This is a genomic window from Mesorhizobium sp. B4-1-1, from assembly GCF_006439375.1.
Classification (GTDB): domain Bacteria; phylum Pseudomonadota; class Alphaproteobacteria; order Rhizobiales; family Rhizobiaceae; genus Mesorhizobium.
In genome coordinates, this window is sequence record NZ_VFTH01000001.1 from 398,710 (window position 1) to 418,084 (window position 19,375).

Below are 19,375 nucleotides of genomic sequence, written 5' to 3' on the forward strand. Positions count from 1 at the left end.
ACGCCGAACGGATGGCAGGCTGCCATTCGCCACGGATAGCTTGCCGTTAGCTAAAGTTTACAGATTGCCCTGGGAGGAGTGCCTCATGAAAACGCGTGCCGCCGTTGCCGTTGCCGCCGGAAAGCCGCTTGAGATCATGGAGGTGGACCTCGAAGGGCCGCGCGACGGCGAGGTCCTAGTCGAGGTCAAGGCGACCGGCATCTGCCATACGGATGAGTTCACGCTGTCGGGCGCCGATCCGGAAGGGCTGTTTCCGGCGATCCTCGGCCATGAGGGCGCTGGCGTCGTGGTCGATGTCGGCAAGGGCGTCACCTCGGTCAGGAAGGGCGACCATGTCATCCCGCTCTATACGCCCGAATGCCGGCAGTGCCCGTCGTGCCTGTCGCGCAAGACCAATCTGTGCACCGCCATCCGCGCCACGCAGGGCCAGGGATTGATGCCCGACGGCACCTCGCGCTTCTCGATGGGCAAGGACAAGCTGTTTCATTACATGGGCTGCTCGACCTTTTCCAACTTCACCGTGTTGCCGGAAATCGCGGTCGCCAAGGTCAATCCCGACGCCCCCTTCGACAAGATCTGCTACATCGGCTGCGGCGTGACGACCGGCATCGGCGCCGTGATCAACACCGCCAAGGTCGAGCAGGGTGCGACCGCCGTGGTCTTCGGCCTCGGCGGCATCGGCTTGAACGTCATCCAGGGGCTTCGCCTTGCCGGCGCCGACATGATCATCGGCGTCGATTTGAACAACGACAAGAAGGCCTGGGGCGAGAAGTTCGGCATGACGCATTTCGTCAATCCGAAGGAGATCGAGGGCGACGTCGTGCCTTACCTGGTCAACCTGACCAAGCGCGGCGCCGACCAGATCGGCGGCGCCGACTACACCTTCGACTGCACCGGCAACACCAAGGTGATGCGCCAGGCGCTGGAGGCCTCGCATCGCGGCTGGGGCAAGTCGGTCGTCATCGGGGTTGCCGGCGCCGGCCAGGAGATCTCGACCAGGCCGTTCCAGCTGGTCACCGGGCGCAGTTGGATGGGCACCGCCTTCGGCGGCGCGCGCGGCCGCACCGACGTGCCCAGAATCGTCGACTGGTACATGGAAAAGAAGATCCAGATCGATCCGATGATCACCCATACGCTGAAGCTCGAGGACATCAACAAGGGCTTCGACCTCATGCATGAGGGCAAGTCGATCCGGAGCGTCGTGGTTTACTGAGGAAAGCCACTAGGCCGCCGGCCGAGCGCCCGCGACTTCTGTGGTCAAACGGGAGGAAGTGTAAATGGCCGAGAAACTGCATCACTCGATCGACAACGGCTTGCCCAGGGAAAGCGCAAGCTTCGCCGGCGGCACGCTGGTCTGCCTGTGCACCAGCAATCCGGTGAAGGTGAAGGTCAAGGGCCAGATCGCCCACAACCACGCCTGCGGCTGCACCAAATGCTGGAAGCCGGACGGCGCTATCTTCTCGGTAGTGGCCGTTGCCGGCAGCGGCGATGTCACCGTGACGGAGAACGGCGACAAGCTGAAGGTGGTCGACCCGGCAGCGCTGATCCAGCGCCATGCCTGCAGCGGCTGCGGCGTCCACATGTACGGCCCGGTCGAGCGCGACCATCCCTTCAAGGGCCTGTCCTTCATCCATCCCGAACGCTTCGAGGAGGATGGCTGGTCGCCGCCGGGCTTCACCGCCTTCGTCTCCTCGATCATCGAATCCGGCGTCGATCCGAACCGCATGGACGGCATCCGCGGCCAGCTGAAGTCGATAGGGCTCGAACCCTATGACTGCCTCAACCCCGGCCTGATGGACTATATCGCCACCTGGACCGCCAAGAAGTCGGGCGCCTTGGCGGCCTGACAAATCCTGCGATTTCTGCCATGGGGCAGGCTGACACGCCGGCCCCATATTTGTTTGGAAGTAACGATGCTCGCACCCGTTGTCTACGTCGATGCCGACGCCTGCCCGGTCAAGGCCGAGGTCGAGAAGGTCGCGGAGCGCCATGGCGTCGTCGTCACCTATGTCTCCAATGGCGGCCTGCGGCCGTCGCGCGATCCGATGGTCCGCAACGTCGTCGTCTCCAAGGGCGCGGACGCGGCGGACGACTGGATCGTCGAGAATGCCAAGGCCAACGATGTCGTGGTGACGGCCGACATTCCGCTCGCGGCGCGCACGGTGGCGCTCGGCGCGCATGTGCTCGGCCCCACCGGCCGCCCCTTCACGCCGGAAACCATCGGCATGGCGGTGGCGATGCGCGACCTCAAGCAGCATCTGCGCGAAACCGGCGAGAGCCGGGGCTTCAACGCCTCCTTCACGCAGAAGGACCGCTCGCAGTTTCTCGGCGAGCTCGACCGCATCTTGCGGCGGGCTTTGAAATCCGTCACACCGGACTGATCCAACGTCTTCAGGGGCCTCGGGCCATGGGTGAGGATCTCAACACGCCGATGCATCGGCACATGCAGTTCGCCCTCGCCGCGGCCATCGGCATCGTCGCGCTGCTTCTTGCCTTGTTGCTGCGCGCGCCGCTGCCCTACTCGATCGGCGCCAATGTGTTCTTCGTCAGCTATATCGCCCTGGTGCTGGCCCTGATGCCCAGCCTTACCGGGCGCTATCTCAGCAAGAACGCGCGCTCGACCGATCTGCCCGTCCTTCTGATCTTCGCCGTCACGCTCTTTGTCGTCGGCGCGGCCATCGTGTCGCTGTTCCTGCTCATCAACCAGAAGGATGCCGCGCATCCCGTGCAGCTCGGCTTCGCCATGCTGTCGATCCCGCTCGGCTGGTTCACCATCCATGCCATGGCGTCGCTGCACTATGCGCATGTCTATTGGAAGGATGGCGACAAACTCGACGAGAAAACCCGGAAGAAGCTGCCGGTCGGCGGCCTCGATTTTCCAGGCGGCAAAAGACCGGAAGGCTGGGACTTCCTGTATTTCGCGACGGTCATCGGTATGACGGCGCAGACGGCGGACACGGCCATCACCACCTCGCGGATGCGGCTGGTCGTGCTCGTCCATTCGGTCCTGACCTTTTTCTTCAACACGGTGATCGTTGCCGCGGCGGTCAATCTCGCGGTCAGCCTAGGTTCTCCGTAATAAATCCGTGATCGCATGAAACAACGCTTTGCCTGACGGCGTATTGGGAGGAAGAACGCAAGCCGGTAAGCGGTGAGCGATGCAGGGCCGGAGACGACGATGGAAGCCATTGCCAGGAACGAGCCGGTAGCAGAGGCCGATAAACCTGCGCCGAAAAACGGGCCGCTCATTTACCGGCAGTCGGGCTGGACCCGCCTTACCCACTGGCTCTGGGCTTTCTCGCTGTTCTTCATGCTGCTTTCCGGTCTGCAGATCTTCAATGCGCGGCCGCAGCTCTATGTCGGCAAGCAGTCCGGCTTCGAGTTCCACAACACCGTTCTCGAGATCGGCGCCGAGAACACCGCGAACGGACCGCGCGGTTTCACCGAAATCTTCGGCCATCGCTTCGACACCACAGGCGTGCTCGGCTGGTCCGGGCCGCCGGGACAAGAGACGCCGCGCGCCTTCCCGGCCTGGGCGACGATTCCCTCCTATTACGATCTCGGCACCGCCCGCGTCGTGCACTTCTTCTTCGCCTGGATCCTGACCACGACGCTGCTCGTCTGGCTGATCGCCGGCCTGATCAACGGCCATATCCGCCGCGATCTCGCCCCTCGCGTGTCGGACCTTCGCAAGCTGCCGCGCGACATCGTCGACCATGCCAAGCTGAAGTTCCACCATACGCGCGAATACAACACGCTGCAGAAAATGGCCTATGGCGGCGTGCTGTTCGTGCTGCTGCCGCTGATGATCGTCACCGGCCTCGCCATGTCGCCGAGCATGAATTCGGTGTTGCCCTGGCTGAATGAGATACTCGGCGGCAGGCAGACGGCGCGGACCATCCATTTCACCGTCATGGTGCTTTTGGTCGGCTTCTTCGTCATCCATATCCTGATGATCCTCGCCGCCGGCCCGATCAACGAACTGCGCTCGATCATCACCGGCTGGTACCGCACCGACCCCCAGGCGAATGACGACCAGCCCACCGAGAGGAGCGCCTGACATGGCTAAATTCCAGATCAGTCGCCGTAAATTCCTGACCGCCAGCAGCCTCGGCCTGTCCGGCATCGCGCTGTCGGGTTGCGATGCCTTCGACAGCGGCCTCGGCATCGGCGGCGGCCTGCGCAGCTTCCTCGAAAACGCCAACGGCCTGACCTGGCGCGCGCAGCGCCTGCTTGCCGGCCGCGACGCGCTGGCGCCGGAATTCACCGAGGCCGATATCCGCCAGCCGCAACGGCCGAATGGCATCACGGCGCCCGATGACGACACCTACAAGGGTCTGCTCGCCAACAATTTCGCGGACTGGCGCCTGGAGGTTTCAGGCCTGGTCGAAAAACCGCTGTCGCTGACCCGCGAGCAACTCCAGAACATGCCGAGCCGCACCCAGATCACGCGCCACGACTGCGTCGAAGGCTGGAGCTGCATCGCCAAATGGACCGGCACGCCGCTGTCGCTGGTGCTGGACCAGGCGGTGGTCAAGCCGCAGGCCCGCTATGTCATGTTCCACTGCCTCGACACGATCGAGCAAAGCCTGTCCGGCAACATCAAATATTACGGCACCATCGACCTGATCGACGCCCGCCATCCACAGACGATTCTGGCCTATGGCCTGAACGGCAAGCCCTTGCCGGTCGAGAACGGCGCGCCGCTTCGCGTGCGGGTCGAGCGCCAGCTCGGCTACAAGATGCCCAAATACATCTACAAGATCGAGCTGGTCGACAGTTTTGCCAATGTCGGCGGCGGCCGCGGCGGCTACTGGGAGGACAATGGCTACGACTGGTATGGCGGGATTTGATGGTCCTCGCCTGCAGGCCGAGCACGATCTTGCGGCAGCCGGGCTCGACGCCATCCAGCAGCGTCTCGACAACGACAACCGGCGGCTGACCGGTCGGGGCGACGACCGTGCCCTCGTCCTTGCACTGCGGGATGAGCAAGGGCGCGTCGTCGGAGCCGCCGCGGGCTATTCCTGGGCCGGCATCGCCGAGATCACGCTGATGTGGGTCGACGAGGCCTATCGGGGCCTCGGCCACGGCAGGAAGCTGCTCGATGCCTTCGTCGCGGAGGCTGCCGCGCGCGGCTCGCTGCGGATATGGGTCTCGACCCACGACTTCCAGGCACCGGGCTTGTACGAAAAGGCCGGCTTCGAGCGCATGGCTGAATTGACAGGGTGGCCCGAAGGCCATTCCAACATCATCCTTTGCAAGACGATCGGTTCCCGCTAAGCAGCGGCCGGACGAGCCGGGCGTTCAGCGGGCGCAGCTTTGCGACGCGATCAGTCGTCCGAACTGTCGAACGTGGTTTGACCGGGCTCGGGCGGCGCATCTCCCATTTCATCCGGATTGTCCACCATGCAGCCCATGCCGTGGCATCCCTGATAGTTGCCGTGGGTATCGAAATTGGGATTGCCGTCCCTGTCGAATTGCGGCGTCGGGTCGATCCATCGATCGTCGCGGCGCGGCTTCGGCCTCGGATAGTAATTGTCCGAATGGCGGCCGTGCCTGTCATTGTCGTCGAGGATGGCACCGACAATGCCGCCAACGATGATGGCCGCCGCCGCATCGCCCGGAGACGGCCCGCGGCCGGAGCCGGCGACCAGGAATTGCGCCGAACAGCCCTTGTCCACCCAGATGCCGCCGCCGTCATAACCCCAGCTCGTGCCGAATTGGCAACGCGACTTCGATAGCCGGCCGGTCAATTGCACGCCGCCACGGGTGTCGACCCCGCAATAGGAGTAGCGGTAGTTGGAACTCGAGCAGACTAGGCGCATCGGGCCCGCGGCCTGCGCGGCATCGGACAGCAGCGACAGTTGCGCCGGATTGCCCAGGAAGCTGGCCAGCAACACCATCGAACCGGTAACCGCCATTCGCGCCGACATCGCAAGTCTCCAATTGGGTTCGCTATCGACAGAATGGCACCTCTGTGTAAGTCTTACAACCAGACGGGTTGCAGCGAGGATATATTCATGCGCGCTAACAAAACGATCGCGGCGATCATACTTGTTCTCTCTGCCTGGCTGGCGTTATTGCCGGCTCGCGCCGACGACAGCCTCAAGCGCGTCATCGACCAGAAGACACTGACGGTCGGAGTGGCGCTCAACCCGCCATGGGTCCTCAAGAACGCGGACGGCAAATTCGCGGGCTATGATGTCGACCTCACCAGCGCCCTGGCGTCCGATCTCGGCGTCGACCTGAAATTGGTCGAAGTGCCGTGGAACGACTTGAAGGCGCGGCTGCTCAAAGGCGACTTCGATCTGGTTGCGACTGGCTATGCCAGCACGCCGGAGCGCGCCCGCGAAATTGTGTTCTCCAATCCGACCGGCACCGCCGACATCCGCATGGTGGCCTCGATCGCCAGCCTCGGCAAAAGGCCTGGAAGGGCGCTGGCGGCGCCCGGATATAAGATCGCCGTGCTGTCCAACTCCACGGACGAGGCAGCCGCCAGGGAAGCCTTTCCGAAGGCGAACATCCTGTCCTTCGACAACACCGCCGATGTCTTTGCCGCGATCATCGGCGGCGACGCGCAGGCGATGGTCGCCACCTCGCCGACTCCGCAGATGGCGGCGAGGCTCTACGATGCGAAATTCAGGCTGGTCGGCGGCCCGCTTCTGCGCACGCCGGAAGCCTTCGCGATGCGCCCCGACGACATCCGCCTCATCCAGTACGTCAACAACTGGATCGGCGCGCGCACAGCCGACGGCACCATCGCCGGTGTCCGCCGCTACTGGTTCGGCGGCTTCAAATGGCTGTCGCGCTTCGATACCTCAGCCAAGCCGGACAAGGCCAAAGCGGACCAGGCCAAGCCGGCACAGACCAAGCCGAAGCAGTAGGTCAGGCCACTTTCTCAAGCAGCGGCTTCAGCGCCGGATGGATTTCCGGCGAAGCATGCCTAATCAGCGTCAGCAGTGCGCGCTCGTTGTCGCGCAGCGGCCGCCGGCCGCCGCCGACGCGCTCCGCCAGCCAGTTGGCCTCGCTGGCGTCGATCGTCTCGGCGCGGCGGGCAAGCGCTTCTGTGGCCCGGTTCCTGGCTTCCCATTCCGCCTCGATATCGCCGGGCGAATGGTAGGCTTCGAGGATCGCGGCGAATCCGCCCGAGACCATCCGGCTGAAGAAACCGCCAAGCGTCGGGCCTGCCTCGTCGAGGAAGGTCTCGTGGCGCAGCGCCACTTCCCGCGTCGGTGGCTCGTAGCCGGTCGAGCACATGACATAGTTGGCGATCGCCTTGACGAAGAGGTCATTCCAGGACGGATCGTTTTCGGCGGCCGCGGTCCGGTCGTTGATCCTGAACAGGACCTCCGCCTCGGCCTTGCTGATGGCGATGTTGCCGTCGCCGCCATAGGCATAGAGGATGCGCCGCAACAGATCGACCTCGGCCTTGGCGATCAGCCCGGGCACGAGATCGCCGCCGAGCATCAACGGGCCTTTGCCGTCGATTACCGCATGCGCAACCTGTTCCAGCGCATAGGCCGAGAGCTGGCCGGGCGAGGATTTCGCTTCCTCCAGCACATGCACCAGCAGCTCCAGCTCGGTGTGGCCGTCGACGATGCCGTCGCGCGAGATCGTGCGGACCAGCCAGTCGGCATTCTGCTCGGAGATGTAGCCTTCCGGCTTTTCCTGGTGGACGATATAGTCGGTCACCGCCTCGACAAAGAACGGCGCCCATTCGCGGCATTTGTCGCGCGCCGTCTGGTCGAGCGCGAACAGCGCCTCCGCCTCGCCGCGACTCACCACGCCATCCGCGAAAACCTCGCGCCGCAGCATCGTCACGTCTTCGGCCGTGATCTTGTTCTTCGAGGTCAGCCCCGCCACCGGAGCGCTCATGATCAATTCGCCCATTTGCCGCCCCTGCCCGTCGCCCGTTGCCGGCGAACTCAGTGCATTACCCCACCGAGCTTTATCAGCATCGTCTTGAGAAACCGGCAAACGGCGTGGTTAGCGAAGCCTTGTCGGCCAATGCATATCGCCGAAACGCAGCGCACGCTTTAAATGTCGCTGGGAGGTGACAAGGTGTCGCCGACGGGCTATGGATGGCGCGTCGGGGGCTCAGGCGACTGAGTCCTACCTGTTTGCGGGAGAGAGCAGCGCAAGCTGTCGCCGAAGGGGAAATCGCCCGAAATCTCTCAGGCAAAAGAACCGTAGACGGGAAAGACAACTCTGGAAAGTCGGGATTCGTCCCGCGCCGAAGGTGTAAGCGCTGCCGACAGAGTTACGGGGCGCGAGTCTCTCAGGCTTCAGACAGAGGGGCACGAATTAGGCCGCCGCCGGCGGTCGATTGCGTGCGACTCTGGAGAAGACATGACAGGCGACGACACCAGACATCTACCCCTTGAGGATTTGCATCAGGCCGCGGGCGCGCGTTTCGGCGCCTTCGCCGGCTGGTCGATGCCGCTCACCTACCCGCCCGGCGTGATGAAGGAGCATCTTCACTCACGCGACCATGCCGGCCTGTTCGACATCTCGCATATGAAGCTGTTCGAGGTCGCCGGTCCGGGAGCCATCGCATTGTTGAACCGCGCCTGCCCGCTCGATGCCGGCGCGCTGGACATCTCGCAGTCCAAATACACTTTCTTCCTCAACGAGGCGGCAGGCATCATCGACGACCTGATCGTGACGCGCCTGGGCGATGACCGGTTCATGGTGGTGGCCAACGCCGGCAACGCCGTCGAGGACGAGAAGCATCTGCGCGACCTCTCCGCCGATTTCGACGCCAAGGTCGAGCCGCTTGACCGCGTCTTCCTGGCGATCCAGGGACCGGACGCCTGGGCAGCCCTCGCGCGGGCCGGCATCGAAACCGGCTCGCTGCTCTTCATGCACGGGGTCGAGCCCAGGCAAAACTGGTTCATGAGCCGTTCCGGCTACACCGGTGAGGACGGTTTCGAGATCGGCCTGCCGGAGAGGGATGCCCGCGATCTTGTCGCCAGACTCCTGGAAGACGAGCGCGTGCAGTGGATCGGCCTTGCCGCCCGCGACAGCCTGCGGCTCGAGGCCGGGCTTTGCCTGCACGGCCAGGACCTGACGCCGGAGATCGACCCGGCAAGCGCCGGACTGATGTGGGCGATTCCCAAGGAGGTTCGGACCTCTGGTCATTTCATTGGCGCCGACGCGCTGCGCTCTGTCATCGAGCGTGGGCCGTCGCAGAAGCGCGTCGGCTTGAAGCCCGACGGGCGCCAGCCGGTGCGCGCCGGCGCGGCGCTCATCGACGCAGACGGCAACCCGGCCGGCCACGTCACCTCGGGCGGCTTCGGCCCTTCGACCGGGCACCCCGTCGCCATGGGCTACGTCAACACCCCGCTGGCCAAGCCCGGCACGAAACTTTTCGCCGACGTCCGCGGGACGAAAATCCCGGTCGACGTCGCGTCCCTGCCCTTCACCCCGCATCGCTACCGCAAAGGATAAGACCCAATGGCAAAGACCTATTTCACCGAAGACCATGAGTGGCTGCGCGTAGAGGGCGGCGTCGCCACTGTCGGCATCACCGACTATGCGCAGGAACAGCTCGGCGATCTCGTTTTCGTCGAGTTGCCGGAAATCGGCCGCAAGCTCGCCAAGGGCGACACGGCCGTGGTCGTCGAATCCGTCAAGGCGGCGTCGGACGTCTACGCACCGGTCGACGGCGAGATCACCGAGGCCAACGCCTCGCTGTCGGCCGATCCCTCGCTGGTCAACTCGGCCGCGACCGGCGACGGCTGGCTCTGGAAGATGAAGCTCGCCAACGAAAGCCAGCTCGACAGCCTCATGGATGAGGCCGGCTACAAAGCCCATATCGGCTGATATCAGGACATAAAGACATGACCGCAGCGCTTACTCCCTTCTCGGCCCGCCATATCGGCCCGGGCGTCAACGATGTCAGAGCCATGCTTGCCGTGCTCGGCGTTCCGTCCGTCGAAACGTTGATCAGCCAGGCCGTGCCGAGATCGATCCGCCTCGACCAGCCGCTCAACCTGCCCGCTCCGGCCAGCGAGGCGGAAGCCCTGGCCGAACTCTCTGCGATCATGGCGAAGAACACGGTGCTGAAAAGCTTCATCGGCGCCGGCTATCATGGCGTCTTCGTGCCGCCGGTCATCCAGCGCAACCTGTTCGAGAACCCGGCCTGGTACACGGCCTACACCCCCTACCAGGCCGAGATCAGCCAGGGCCGGCTGGAAATGCTGTTCAACTTCCAGACATTGGTGACGGAACTGACCGGCCTGCCGGTGGCGTCCGCCTCGCTGCTCGACGAAGCCACCGCCGTCGCCGAAGCCGTCGGCATCGCGCTGCGCCACCACCGCGACAAGCGAACCAAGGTGGCGCTTGCCGGCACGCCGCATCCGCAGACGCTGGACGTCGTGCGCACCCGCGCCGAACCGCTCGGCATCGAGGTCGATGGCGAGACGATCGACGACAACACCGCCGCCCTGCTCGTATCCTGGCCGGACACATTCGGCGTCTACGGCCACCATAAGGCGGCGATCGAGAAGGCCCGTGCCGCCGGCGCGCTCGTCGTCTTCATCGCCGACCCGCTGGCGCTCACGCTGACGGACGCGCCGGCGAAGCTTGGCGCCGACATCGCCGTCGGCCCGATGCAACGTTTCGGCGTGCCGATGGGCTTTGGCGGCCCGCATGCCGCCTATTGCGCCGTTTCCGACAAGCTGACCCGCCTGATGCCCGGCCGCCTCGTCGGCCAGTCGACGGACACCATGGGCCGCCCGGGCTACCGGTTGGCGCTGCAGACGCGCGAGCAGCACATCCGCCGCGACAAGGCGACCTCCAACATCTGCACCGCGCAGGCGCTGTTGGCCAATATGGCGACGGCCTATGCGATCTGGCACGGTCCTACCGGCCTGCAGGCGATTGCCGGTCAGATCCACGGGTTGGCCGGCCGCCTCGCCTCGGGTCTCAAGGCTGCGGGCGTTGCTGTGCTTGGCGCAAGCCGCTTCGACACGGTGACCGCGGAAGTGAAGGGCAAGGCCGCGGCAATAGCCGCTGCAGCCGAGAAGACCGGCCGGCTGTTGCGCGTCATCGATGCCGACTGCGTCAGTGTCGCCTTCGACGAGACTTCCACGGAAGCCGACCTCGAGGCGATCGCCGCCCTGTTCGGGGCCAAGCCCGGCGCGGCGGAAGGCAGCTCCATGCCTGGCAAGCCGCGCGGCAAGGAATTCCTCACCCAGCCGGTCTTTCACGACAACCGTTCCGAAACCGAGATGATGCGCTTCCTGCGCAGGCTGGCCGACAAGGACCTCGCGCTCGATCGCACCATGATCCCGCTCGGATCCTGCACCATGAAGCTCAACGCCGCCGCCGAGATGATGCCTGTGAGCTGGCCGAGCGTCGCCAATCTGCATCCCTTCGCGCCGGCCGGCCATTCCGAGGGCTATCGCAAGATGGTCGGCGATCTGGAGACCTGGCTGTCGGAAATCACCGGTTTCGACGCCGTCAGCCTGCAGCCCAATGCCGGCAGCCAGGGCGAATATGCCGGCCTGCTCGCCATCCGCGCCTATCACCGCGCGCGCGGCGACGGCCACCGCACCGTTTGCCTGATCCCGTCCTCCGCGCACGGCACCAATCCGGCGAGCGCCGCGATGGCCGGCATGAGTGTCGTCGTCGTGCGTTGCCTGGACGACGGCAACATCGACATGGACGATCTGCGCGCCAAGGCCAACGAGCATTCCAAGAACCTCGCGGCGCTGATGTTCACCTACCCTTCGACGCATGGCGTCTACGAGGAAGGGGCGCGCCATCTCTGCGCACTGATCCACGAGCATGGCGGCCAGGTCTATTTCGACGGCGCCAACCTCAACGCCCTGGTCGGCCTCGCCCGCCCCGGCGACATCGGCGCCGACGTCTGCCACATGAATCTGCACAAGACCTTCTGCATCCCGCATGGCGGCGGCGGCCCGGGCGTCGGCCCGATCGGCGTCAGGGCGCATCTGAAACCCTATTTGCCGGGCCATGTCACCGAAGGCTCGGCGCATGCCGTTGCCGCCGCGCCCTTCGGCAGTGCGTCGATCCTACCGATCACGTGGATGTACATCCGTATGATGGGCGGCTCCGGCCTGAAGCAGGCGACCGAGACGGCGATCGTTTCCGCCAACTACGTGGCGACGCGGCTCGCGCCGCACTACCCGCTGCTCTACAAAGGCAGGAGCGATCGCATCGCGCATGAATGCATCCTCGACACGCGCGTGCTCAAGGAAAGCGCCGGCGTCAGCGTCGACGACATCGCCAAGCGCCTGATCGACTACGGCTTCCATGCGCCGACCATGTCGTTCCCGGTTGCCGGCACGCTGATGGTCGAGCCGACCGAGTCCGAGCCCAAGCGTGAGCTCGACCGTTTTTGCGAGGCGATGATCGCCATCGCCGGCGAGGCGGCGAAAGTGGCGAAGGGCGAGTGGCCGTCCAGCGACAACCCGCTGGTCAACGCCCCGCACACCGCTGCGGAGGCGCTTGCCGGTGAGTGGAAGCATCCCTACTCGCGGTTGGAGGCGGCCTATCCGACGGGCGACGCCGATCTGTCGGCGAAATACTGGCCGCCGGTCTCGCGCATCGACAATGTCGCCGGCGACCGCAACCTGGTCTGCTCGTGCCCGCCGCTGTCGGAATACCTCGGCGCCGCGGAGTAGCAGCCAGGTTTTGCTCAGGCGGTTTTCAGGGCCGGCCCCACATCGGGTTGGCCCAATTCGGTCTGAGCGATGACGCGGTTGCGTCCTGCACGCTTGGCCGCATAAAGCGCGGCGTCCGCTTGCGCCAGCACCTCGTCGAGGGGGCGGCCGGCGGTCGAGCCGAATCCCACGCCGCCGCTGACGCTGCTGCGCAGCGGGCCGCGATGGGTCGCAACGATCTCGGTGCCGAAAGCGACGCCGATACGGCTGGCCATGTCATGCGCCTTTTCCGGTGTCACGCGCGCCATGACGAGCGCGAATTCCTCGCCGCCCAGCCGGAATGCGTCGACACCTGCCCTGCCGTATTTTTTGATCACCGCCGCGAAGCGGCAAAGCACCTGATCGCCGACGGGATGACCGAAGACGTCGTTGGTCATCTTGAAATGGTCGAGATCGAACATCGCGAGCGCCATGAACGGACCGAAGCTGCGATCGCCGTAAAGCTCGTTGAGCGCCCTGCGGTTCATCAGGCCGGTCAACGGATCGGTCATCGTTTCGGCCTTGAGCTCGATCTGCGCCTGCAGGTGGTGCAGCGAAAGCGTCAGCGCGCCGAGGCCGGTCATGCAGGCGACCGCGACGACGGAGTTCAGCCGTTCCGCCCAATTGTCGGGCGCGGCGCCGAGGACCCATTGCCCCTGGACGAGCAACACCAGGCCGCACAGCGCGAAGGACAGACCGCAGGCTCCGCTGAGGAAGGAGACGACCAGAAGGATTCGCCGGGCGTGATCCCCCTTCATCCAGAACATCGCCCCGATCGCCGCGAGCAGCGCCGTCACGGCCGCATAGGTGATCTGGAAGCCGATGCCGTCGAAGCCGAGATAGGTGACCAGAGCGCAGGCCGCCATCGCGGCCAGCGCCGGCACGATGGCGCGGCGGTAGTCGCGAAAGCCGAGATACTGCATGGCCGACAGGCAGATGATCAGGAAACCCAGGGTCAACAGCGCCAGCACGACCTGGCACAGCCAGGGATCGGCATCCTTGGCATAGCGCCAGAACGCGACGACATGGGCGACGAGCACCAGGGTGCCGCAGGCGACCGTGAGCACGAAGCGCGCCCGCGGCGTGGTGAGCCAGATGGCAAACATGGTAATGCTGAGGCATGTGCCCGACAGCGCCGCCGCGAGCAGGAGCGAACTGAAATCCAACATCCGTGAAGAACTGCCTCTAGCGTCTAACCGGTGCCCGTCCCCCCAATGTAGGCTGACTGCGGCTGGCGCAAACCGTTTTCGGGCGATGCCCAACGCTACCTCGACACAGGGTTTACAAAGCGTCGACATGTGAGGCGAAATCCCGTGAGGATACACGGGAAACGGGAACCCGCAGACGGATCAGCCCTTGTCGAGCAGCGCCAGATTGGCGTTGACCACCGTCTGGTCGGCCATGCCGGCCTTGGCTTCGAGCAGCAGAGCGCGCGCCTTCTTCTTGTTGCCGCGCAGAAGCTGCGAATAACCCATATTGTTGACGATCTGCGGCTTGCGCCCGGCGACTTTCAACAGCTGCATATAGGCGCGATCGGCGAAGTCGAAGCGGCCAAGCTCGTCATAGGATGCGGCAAGCCCCATCCAGGCCTCGGCATTGTCGGATTTGAGTTCGACCGCCTTGCGGAAATGCTGTTCGGCAAGGCCAAAATTCGCCTCGCGGAACTGCGCCTTGCCTTCAACGAGGTCGTTGGCGCTCACATCCTTGGCCACCGGCTGGATCGCCGTGGTCTTGGTCGTGTCGACATTGTTGTTCGTCGTGCAGCCGGTAATCATCAAGACGGCCGCCAACGCTGCCGCTGCCCTGGGAAGTCTCTGACGCATGCCCCTGCCCCATCGCCCGATTTGCCGGGTCGTTCTTCAGGAAAAACCATACAGAAGAGCGATTAAGCTTCGGTGCCGAAATGCAGCTAAATTTTGGTTGCCCGCAGAGGATGCGTTAACCACGGCTGCCCGGATTCAGGTCGGGCCGGGCCGAGAGCGACGGGTTCCGAGAACCGGCCTACTCCGGCCGTGGCCTTCATGGAGCGGAGATACTTATGAGAGCGTCAGCCAGCGAAGGCCACAGCGAGCGTACTTGAAGTACGGAAGCGCAGAAGGCCGCCATTTGCAGGCCGGCCTCACCTGCATCCTTAGTGCGCGGTCAGCTTCACGACGATCGGTATGATGGCGATCATCAGCACCACCGGAAGGATGCAAACCGTCACCGGGACCGACATCTTGGCCGGCAGGGCATGCGCCTTCTCCTCGGCCAGCGACATGCGCTTGTGCCGCATTTCGTCGGAAAAGACGCGCAGCGAGCCCGACAGGCTGGTGCCGAGTTCCTTGGATTGCTGCAGCAGCGTCGCGAAGGAGCGAACCTCGTCGAGGCTGAGGCGGTCGGCAAGCGCCTTCAGGGCGTCGTCGAGGCTGCGCCCGGCCCGCAACTCCAGCGACACCAGGATCAGGTTCTGGCTGAGCGACGGGTAGGTCCTGGCAAGCTCCCTGGAGACCCGCTCGATGCCGGCCTCCATGCTCATGCCGGCATCGGAGCAGACGATCATCAAATCCATGAAATCGGGAAAGCCGTTGCGGTATTCGCGCATCTTTTCCCGAACCTTCTGCGTCAGCACCAGGCCAGGCAGGAAATAGCCGCCGGCACCCGACAGGATGATGAAGGTCCAGCGGCTGGTCATGGTCGACTCGGCACTGGCAGCCCAGTGGTTGACCAGGAATGCGCCGAGCGCCGCGCCGACCAGCGCGGCGAAACGGATCAGGAAGAACATGCCGACGGCGCGCGGCTCCATGTAGCCGGCCTGGATGAGCTTCAGGCGCAGCCGCGCGACATTTTCCGGATCGCTCTTGGCATAGAACTCCTGCGCCCGTTTCACCGCCTTCTCGCGCACGGCGTTGGTGCTCTTCTTGGGCGCGGGCTCCGCCTGCTCGGTCGGCTGCGAAATCTCCACCTTCAGCCGGCGCTTGACGTCGCCGCGATCGCCCTTGGCGAGCACCAGCGGCCAGGCGACGGCGCCGCCGCCCAGCACGAGGAGCAGCACGGCGACCGGCATCGGCGAGGTCGGCGCGAGCGAAGCGAGGAAGCGGATGACGTCTTCCATCTCAGAACCTGAAATTCGACATCTTGAACATGATGGCGTTGCCAAGCAGCAGCCAGAAGACGGAGCCGCCCAGCATGTACCAGGTCTTCGGCACGTCCCAGACATCCTGGTAGAATTGCGGCATCAGCACCATGATGGCGGTGAACAGAAGCACGGGGACCGCGGTCAGGATGTAAGCCGACATGCGCCCCTCCGTCGAAATGGCGCGCACCTTGCGGCGCAGCTTGCCGCGGTCGCGGATCGTCGCCGACAGGCCGTCGAGGATCTCGCGCAGATTGCCGCCCGAACTGCTCTGGATCGACACCGCCGTGACGAACAGCGGCAGGTCCTCATGCCCCACCCGGTCGAAAAGGTTGTTCAGCGCCGAGACCAGGTCGGAGCCATAGGTCACCTCGTCGGCGACGACGCCGAACTCGGTGCCGATCGGATCGGCCATTTCGCGCGACACCATGGCAACCGCCACCGGCACAGGATGGCCGGCCTTCAGGCCGCGCGTGATCAGCTCCAGCGCCTCGGGCAGTTGCATGCCGAACCGCTTGTGCCGGCGCTTGCGCAGGAAGCGCATGGCCATTACCGGCAGCACCGGCAACAGCAAGACAAACAGGATGAGGCCGAACAGGAGCGGCAGGCCCTTCCAGATGCCGACAAGCGCCAGCGCCGCGGCCACGCCCGAGGTGATCGTCAGGAACTTCGGCAGCGGCGTGGTCATGCCGGACTGCGTGCGCAGGGCGCGGAAGCGGTCGAGGGAAAAGATGGAGCCGCCGCCGTCGATCCCGCGTTCCTTGCGCAGTTGGATCAGCACCTGCTCCTGGCTGATCTTGTTCTCCGCGAGCTTCATGCGCCGGTTGATGGCCGTGCGCTTGTCGCTGCGCCCGGCATAGAGCAAATAAAGGCCCTCGGCGATCATGATGCCGGTGAGCGCCGCCGCGGCGTAGACGACATAGACCGGGCTGTATCCCTCGAACACCGGCCTAGTCCTGCGGCCGGCCGGGTTCGAAATACTTGCCCGGGAATTCGATGCCCATGTTGCGCAAGTCCTCGAGGAAGCGTGGCCGGATGCCGGTCGCTTCAAAGTGGCCTAGGATCTTTCCGTCCGCCTCCATGCCGGTGCGCACGAAGCGGAAGATCTCCTGCATCTGAATGACGTCGCCTTCCATGCCGGTCACTTCGGCGACGCTGGTAACCTTGCGCTTGCCGTCGGACAGGCGCGTCAGCTGGACGATGATGTCGATGGCGCTGGATATCTGGCTGCGGATCGACTGCACGGTCATCGGCATGCCGGTCATGCCGAGCATCTGTTCCAGACGCGAGATGGCATCGCGCGGCGTGTTGGCATGGATTGTGGCCATCGAGCCTTCATGACCGGTGTTCATCGCCTGCAGCATGTCGAAGGCCTCCTCGCCGCGGCACTCGCCGAGGATGACGCGGTCGGGGCGCATGCGCAGCGCGTTCTTGACCAGATCGCGCTGCTTCAATTCGCCGTGGCCCTCGATATTGGCTGGACGCGTTTCCATGCGCGCGACATGCGGCTGCTGCAGTTGCAACTCGGCCGCGTCCTCGATGGTGATCAGGCGCTCGTCTTCCGGAATGAAGGCCGACAAGGCGTTGAGCATCGTCGTCTTGCCCGTGCCGGTGCCGCCTGAGATGATCGTGGTCTTGCGGGCATGCACCGCCGCCGCCAGCACCTCGGCCATGTTCTGGGTGATGGCGCCGAATTCGACCAGCTTGTGCAGGCCGAGCTTGTTCTTGGAGAATTTGCGGATCGACACCAGCGGCCCGTCGACGCCGACCGGGCGGATCGCCGCGTTGAAGCGTGAGCCGTCGAGCATGCGGGCGTCGACCATCGGCTGCGATTCATCGACGCGGCGGCCGACCGCCGCGACGATTTTATTAATGATTCGAAGTAGATGTGCCTCATCCTTGAACGGGATGTTGACCTGCTGCAACTTGCCGCGCTTTTCGACAAAGCAGTTCTGGTGACCGTTGATCAGGATATCGTTGATCTCGGGGTCCTTGAGCAGCGGCTCTAGCGGGCCGAGGCCCACCATCTCGTCGACGATGTCGTCGACCAGGGCGTCGAGTTCGGCGTTGTTGATCGCCATCCGCTCGTTGCGCGTCTTTTCCGAGACGAATTCATGCACCTGCCGGCGCATTTCATCCCGGGGCAGCCGCTCCAGCGCCACGAGGTTGATCTCCTCGAGCAGCATGCGATGGATACGCACACGCGCATCGAGCACCTTGTTGGCGCTCTTTGCAGGCGCTGCTTCAGGCTTCGGCGGCGCCGGCTTGCGGGTCGTCGGAATGATCACTGCATTGTGCGTCACCGAAACGGGTTCGGGCGCCCGCTGCGGACGAACGTCGCGGCTCTGCAGGTTGGAAAAGCGGCTGTTCATCCTGCTTTCCTCTTCAGCAAGCCCTTGCCCAGGCCGAACAGCGACTTCGACTTGGCCATCGTCTGCACGGCCTCCTCCGGCAGAATGATCTTCTTCAGGTCGTTGACGACATTGGCGTTGGGATCGATGGCGTGCAGCGGCACGCCGCGGTCGACCGCCTCGCGCACCAGCCGGTAATTGTTGGAGATGCCGCCGACGAAATGCTCGCCGAGTATCTCCTGGACGTCAGCCTGCTTGATGCCGCTGTCGAACATCTTCTGCTCGAAGCGGTTGACGATGACGTTGGGCTTCACTTCCTTGCCGGCGGTCTCATAGACGGCCTGGATGAGACGCTGCGTATGGCGCAGGCAGGGTACCGTCATCTCGGCGACGATATAGAGCTTGTTCGAGCCGAGCAGCACCGTCTCTGTCCAGGGGAACCATGTGCGCGGCATGTCGATGACGACATTGTCGAAATAGGCCGCCACGAGGTCGAGCATGCGCACCACGACATCGGTCTTGAACGAGCGCATGTCCGACGGGCGCGTGGGAGCAGCAAGCACGCACAGCCCGCTCGCATGCTTGGACAGCATCACGTCAAGCAATTGCCGGTCGAGGCGCTCCGGCTGGTTCTCGATTTCCGTGATGTCGAAGCGCGGTTCGAGATCGAGATATTCGGCGCAGGCGCCTTGCTGGAAATTGAGGTCGACGACGCATGTCGAGGCGCCGCGCGTCACCGAATGATGCAGTTGGAACGCCGTCTGCAAGGCGAGCGTGGTGGTGCCGACGCCGCCGGCGGCCGGCATGAACGTGTAGATGTGCGATTCGGTGTTCTCTTCCCGCCCCGGCCCTTGCAGCGCACGGATGACGGAACGCACCAGGTCGGCCGTGGTGATCGGCTTGACCAGGAAATCGGCGACCTTGAGCTGCACCAGGATACGCACCGCCGCCGCGTTGAATTCCTGGGTCACGACGATCACCGGAATGCGGCCTTCCAGCCGTCGCATGACGCGCTGTAGCGACTCGATTTCCTCGAGCTTGGCTGCATCCATGTCGACGATGACCGTGCCGAAGTCCGTCTCGAGGATCTCGCCGCGCAGCTCGTTGACGCTCTTTTCCAGCGTCAAAAGCTCGATGACCTCGGAGGCCGCGAAAGCCGTCCGTGTGTCTTGCAAGAACGTCGTGTCCGTCGAAACGAGCAGGATCTTCTTGGTCTTGCTACCAGATGCCATCGTCGT

At 64.4% G+C, this 19,375-nt stretch carries 19 protein-coding genes and 1 riboswitch; of the genes, 11 read left to right on the top strand and 8 right to left on the bottom strand.

What is annotated here, in order from left to right; translation table 11 throughout:
- Window positions 1-85: 85 nt before the first annotated feature.
- From FJW10_RS02000 to FJW10_RS02030, 7 genes are all read left to right on the top strand, one after another.
- A complete protein-coding gene (locus FJW10_RS02000) occupies window positions 86-1,213 on the top strand; it encodes an S-(hydroxymethyl)glutathione dehydrogenase/class III alcohol dehydrogenase (protein WP_140897970.1) in 1,128 nt (375 codons plus the stop codon).
- Window positions 1,214-1,277: 64 nt separating this feature from the next.
- Window positions 1,278-1,847 carry an S-(hydroxymethyl)glutathione synthase gene (gfa, locus tag FJW10_RS02005; protein ID WP_140897972.1) on the top strand — a complete coding sequence of 190 codons (570 nt, stop codon included), beginning with the start codon at window positions 1,278-1,280 and terminating at the stop codon, window positions 1,845-1,847.
- A gap of 66 nt (window positions 1,848-1,913) precedes the next feature.
- The gene (locus tag FJW10_RS02010) at window positions 1,914-2,381 is read left to right on the top strand and encodes a YaiI/YqxD family protein (protein WP_140897974.1); all 468 of its coding nucleotides are present in this window, start codon (window positions 1,914-1,916) and stop codon (window positions 2,379-2,381) included.
- A gap of 26 nt (window positions 2,382-2,407) precedes the next feature.
- The gene (locus FJW10_RS02015; protein WP_140897976.1) at window positions 2,408-3,079 is read left to right on the top strand and encodes a DUF1345 domain-containing protein; all 672 of its coding nucleotides are present in this window, start codon (window positions 2,408-2,410) and stop codon (window positions 3,077-3,079) included.
- 99 nt (window positions 3,080-3,178) lie between these two features.
- Complete coding sequence (locus tag FJW10_RS02020; protein ID WP_140897978.1) at window positions 3,179-4,060, top strand: cytochrome b/b6 domain-containing protein; 882 nt, start codon at window positions 3,179-3,181, stop codon at window positions 4,058-4,060.
- 1 nt (window position 4,061) lies between these two features.
- Window positions 4,062-4,853 carry a molybdopterin-binding protein gene (locus FJW10_RS02025; protein WP_140707945.1) on the top strand — a complete coding sequence of 264 codons (792 nt, stop codon included), beginning with the start codon at window positions 4,062-4,064 and terminating at the stop codon, window positions 4,851-4,853.
- A complete protein-coding gene (locus tag FJW10_RS02030) occupies window positions 4,825-5,280 on the top strand; it encodes a GNAT family N-acetyltransferase (protein ID WP_246674076.1) in 456 nt (151 codons plus the stop codon). Before FJW10_RS02025 ends, FJW10_RS02030 begins: the two co-directional genes overlap by 29 nt.
- Window positions 5,281-5,330: 50 nt before the next feature.
- Here FJW10_RS02030 and FJW10_RS30640 read toward each other — a convergent pair whose 3' ends face one another.
- Complete coding sequence (locus tag FJW10_RS30640; RefSeq protein WP_210239782.1) at window positions 5,331-5,933, bottom strand: DUF3011 domain-containing protein; 603 nt, start codon at window positions 5,931-5,933, stop codon at window positions 5,331-5,333.
- Window positions 5,934-6,020: 87 nt separating this feature from the next.
- Here FJW10_RS30640 and FJW10_RS02045 point away from each other — a divergent pair, with 87 nt between their 5' ends.
- The gene (locus FJW10_RS02045; protein WP_181177374.1) at window positions 6,021-6,884 is read left to right on the top strand and encodes a transporter substrate-binding domain-containing protein; all 864 of its coding nucleotides are present in this window, start codon (window positions 6,021-6,023) and stop codon (window positions 6,882-6,884) included.
- A gap of 1 nt (window position 6,885) precedes the next feature.
- On the opposite strand, the gene FJW10_RS02050 is transcribed toward FJW10_RS02045, so the two are convergent.
- Window positions 6,886-7,890: a hypothetical protein gene (locus tag FJW10_RS02050; protein WP_140897982.1), complete on the bottom strand. Its 1,005-nt coding sequence runs from the start codon at window positions 7,888-7,890 to the stop codon at window positions 6,886-6,888.
- Between the two features lie 223 nt (window positions 7,891-8,113).
- Window positions 8,114-8,200: riboswitch (glycine riboswitch) on the top strand.
- 149 nt (window positions 8,201-8,349) lie between these two features.
- On the opposite strand from FJW10_RS02050, the gene gcvT reads away from it, so the two are divergent.
- From gcvT to gcvP, 3 genes are read left to right on the top strand one after another with little or no spacing between them, the layout of a single operon-like run.
- Entirely contained in the window at window positions 8,350-9,450 is a 1,101-nt protein-coding gene (gcvT, locus tag FJW10_RS02055; RefSeq protein ID WP_140897984.1) for a glycine cleavage system aminomethyltransferase GcvT, read from the top strand.
- A gap of 6 nt (window positions 9,451-9,456) precedes the next feature.
- Window positions 9,457-9,825: a glycine cleavage system protein GcvH gene (gene gcvH, locus FJW10_RS02060; protein WP_140647821.1), complete on the top strand. Its 369-nt coding sequence runs from the start codon at window positions 9,457-9,459 to the stop codon at window positions 9,823-9,825.
- A 17-nt stretch (window positions 9,826-9,842) separates the two neighbouring features.
- Window positions 9,843-12,653: an aminomethyl-transferring glycine dehydrogenase gene (gcvP, locus tag FJW10_RS02065; RefSeq protein ID WP_140897986.1), complete on the top strand. Its 2,811-nt coding sequence runs from the start codon at window positions 9,843-9,845 to the stop codon at window positions 12,651-12,653.
- Window positions 12,654-12,667: 14 nt separating this feature from the next.
- On the opposite strand, the gene FJW10_RS02070 is transcribed toward gcvP, so the two are convergent.
- The 6 genes from FJW10_RS02070 to FJW10_RS02095 all read right to left on the bottom strand — a co-directional run bounded on the left by FJW10_RS02070 (window position 12,668) and on the right by FJW10_RS02095 (window position 19,369).
- Window positions 12,668-13,840 (bottom strand): GGDEF domain-containing protein, encoded by a 1,173-nt coding sequence (locus FJW10_RS02070; RefSeq protein WP_140897988.1) that lies wholly within the window; start codon window positions 13,838-13,840, stop codon window positions 12,668-12,670.
- A 180-nt stretch (window positions 13,841-14,020) separates the two neighbouring features.
- Complete coding sequence (locus tag FJW10_RS02075) at window positions 14,021-14,494, bottom strand: hypothetical protein (protein ID WP_140542191.1); 474 nt, start codon at window positions 14,492-14,494, stop codon at window positions 14,021-14,023.
- A 308-nt stretch (window positions 14,495-14,802) separates the two neighbouring features.
- Entirely contained in the window at window positions 14,803-15,765 is a 963-nt protein-coding gene (locus tag FJW10_RS02080; protein WP_140897990.1) for a type II secretion system F family protein, read from the bottom strand.
- A gap of 1 nt (window position 15,766) precedes the next feature.
- Window positions 15,767-16,732 carry a type II secretion system F family protein gene (locus tag FJW10_RS02085; RefSeq protein ID WP_140897992.1) on the bottom strand — a complete coding sequence of 322 codons (966 nt, stop codon included), beginning with the start codon at window positions 16,730-16,732 and terminating at the stop codon, window positions 15,767-15,769.
- A gap of 4 nt (window positions 16,733-16,736) precedes the next feature.
- Complete coding sequence (locus FJW10_RS02090; RefSeq protein ID WP_140897994.1) at window positions 16,737-18,158, bottom strand: CpaF family protein; 1,422 nt, start codon at window positions 18,156-18,158, stop codon at window positions 16,737-16,739.
- The gene (locus FJW10_RS02095) at window positions 18,155-19,369 is read right to left on the bottom strand and encodes a CpaE family protein (RefSeq protein ID WP_140897996.1); all 1,215 of its coding nucleotides are present in this window, start codon (window positions 19,367-19,369) and stop codon (window positions 18,155-18,157) included. The genes FJW10_RS02090 and FJW10_RS02095 overlap by 4 nt, the downstream gene beginning before the upstream one ends.
- Window positions 19,370-19,375: the final 6 nt, after the last annotated feature.

Bases quoted from the DNA above. Each gene is read 5' to 3' on its own strand.
- FJW10_RS02075 (WP_140542191.1), bottom strand. From the start codon at position 14,494: ATGCGTCAGAGACTTCCCAGGGCAGCGGCAGCGTTGGCGGCCGTCTTG.
- FJW10_RS02050 (WP_140897982.1), bottom strand. From the start codon at position 7,890: ATGGGCGAATTGATCATGAGCGCTCCGGTGGCGGGGCTGACCTCGAAG.
- gfa (WP_140897972.1), top strand. From the start codon at position 1,278: ATGGCCGAGAAACTGCATCACTCGATCGACAACGGCTTGCCCAGGGAA.
- FJW10_RS02090 (WP_140897994.1), bottom strand. From the start codon at position 18,158: ATGAACAGCCGCTTTTCCAACCTGCAGAGCCGCGACGTTCGTCCGCAG.
- FJW10_RS02095 (WP_140897996.1), bottom strand. From the start codon at position 19,369: ATGGCATCTGGTAGCAAGACCAAGAAGATCCTGCTCGTTTCGACGGAC.
- gcvP (WP_140897986.1), top strand. From the start codon at position 9,843: ATGACCGCAGCGCTTACTCCCTTCTCGGCCCGCCATATCGGCCCGGGC.
- FJW10_RS02045 (WP_181177374.1), top strand. From the start codon at position 6,021: ATGCGCGCTAACAAAACGATCGCGGCGATCATACTTGTTCTCTCTGCC.
- FJW10_RS02020 (WP_140897978.1), top strand. From the start codon at position 3,179: ATGGAAGCCATTGCCAGGAACGAGCCGGTAGCAGAGGCCGATAAACCT.
- FJW10_RS02025 (WP_140707945.1), top strand. From the start codon at position 4,062: ATGGCTAAATTCCAGATCAGTCGCCGTAAATTCCTGACCGCCAGCAGC.
- FJW10_RS02070 (WP_140897988.1), bottom strand. From the start codon at position 13,840: ATGTTGGATTTCAGTTCGCTCCTGCTCGCGGCGGCGCTGTCGGGCACA.
- FJW10_RS02010 (WP_140897974.1), top strand. From the start codon at position 1,914: ATGCTCGCACCCGTTGTCTACGTCGATGCCGACGCCTGCCCGGTCAAG.
- FJW10_RS02015 (WP_140897976.1), top strand. From the start codon at position 2,408: ATGGGTGAGGATCTCAACACGCCGATGCATCGGCACATGCAGTTCGCC.
- FJW10_RS02030 (WP_246674076.1), top strand. From the start codon at position 4,825: ATGGCTACGACTGGTATGGCGGGATTTGATGGTCCTCGCCTGCAGGCC.
- FJW10_RS30640 (WP_210239782.1), bottom strand. From the start codon at position 5,933: ATGTCGGCGCGAATGGCGGTTACCGGTTCGATGGTGTTGCTGGCCAGC.
- FJW10_RS02000 (WP_140897970.1), top strand. From the start codon at position 86: ATGAAAACGCGTGCCGCCGTTGCCGTTGCCGCCGGAAAGCCGCTTGAG.
- gcvT (WP_140897984.1), top strand. From the start codon at position 8,350: ATGACAGGCGACGACACCAGACATCTACCCCTTGAGGATTTGCATCAG.
- FJW10_RS02080 (WP_140897990.1), bottom strand. From the start codon at position 15,765: ATGGAAGACGTCATCCGCTTCCTCGCTTCGCTCGCGCCGACCTCGCCG.
- gcvH (WP_140647821.1), top strand. From the start codon at position 9,457: ATGGCAAAGACCTATTTCACCGAAGACCATGAGTGGCTGCGCGTAGAG.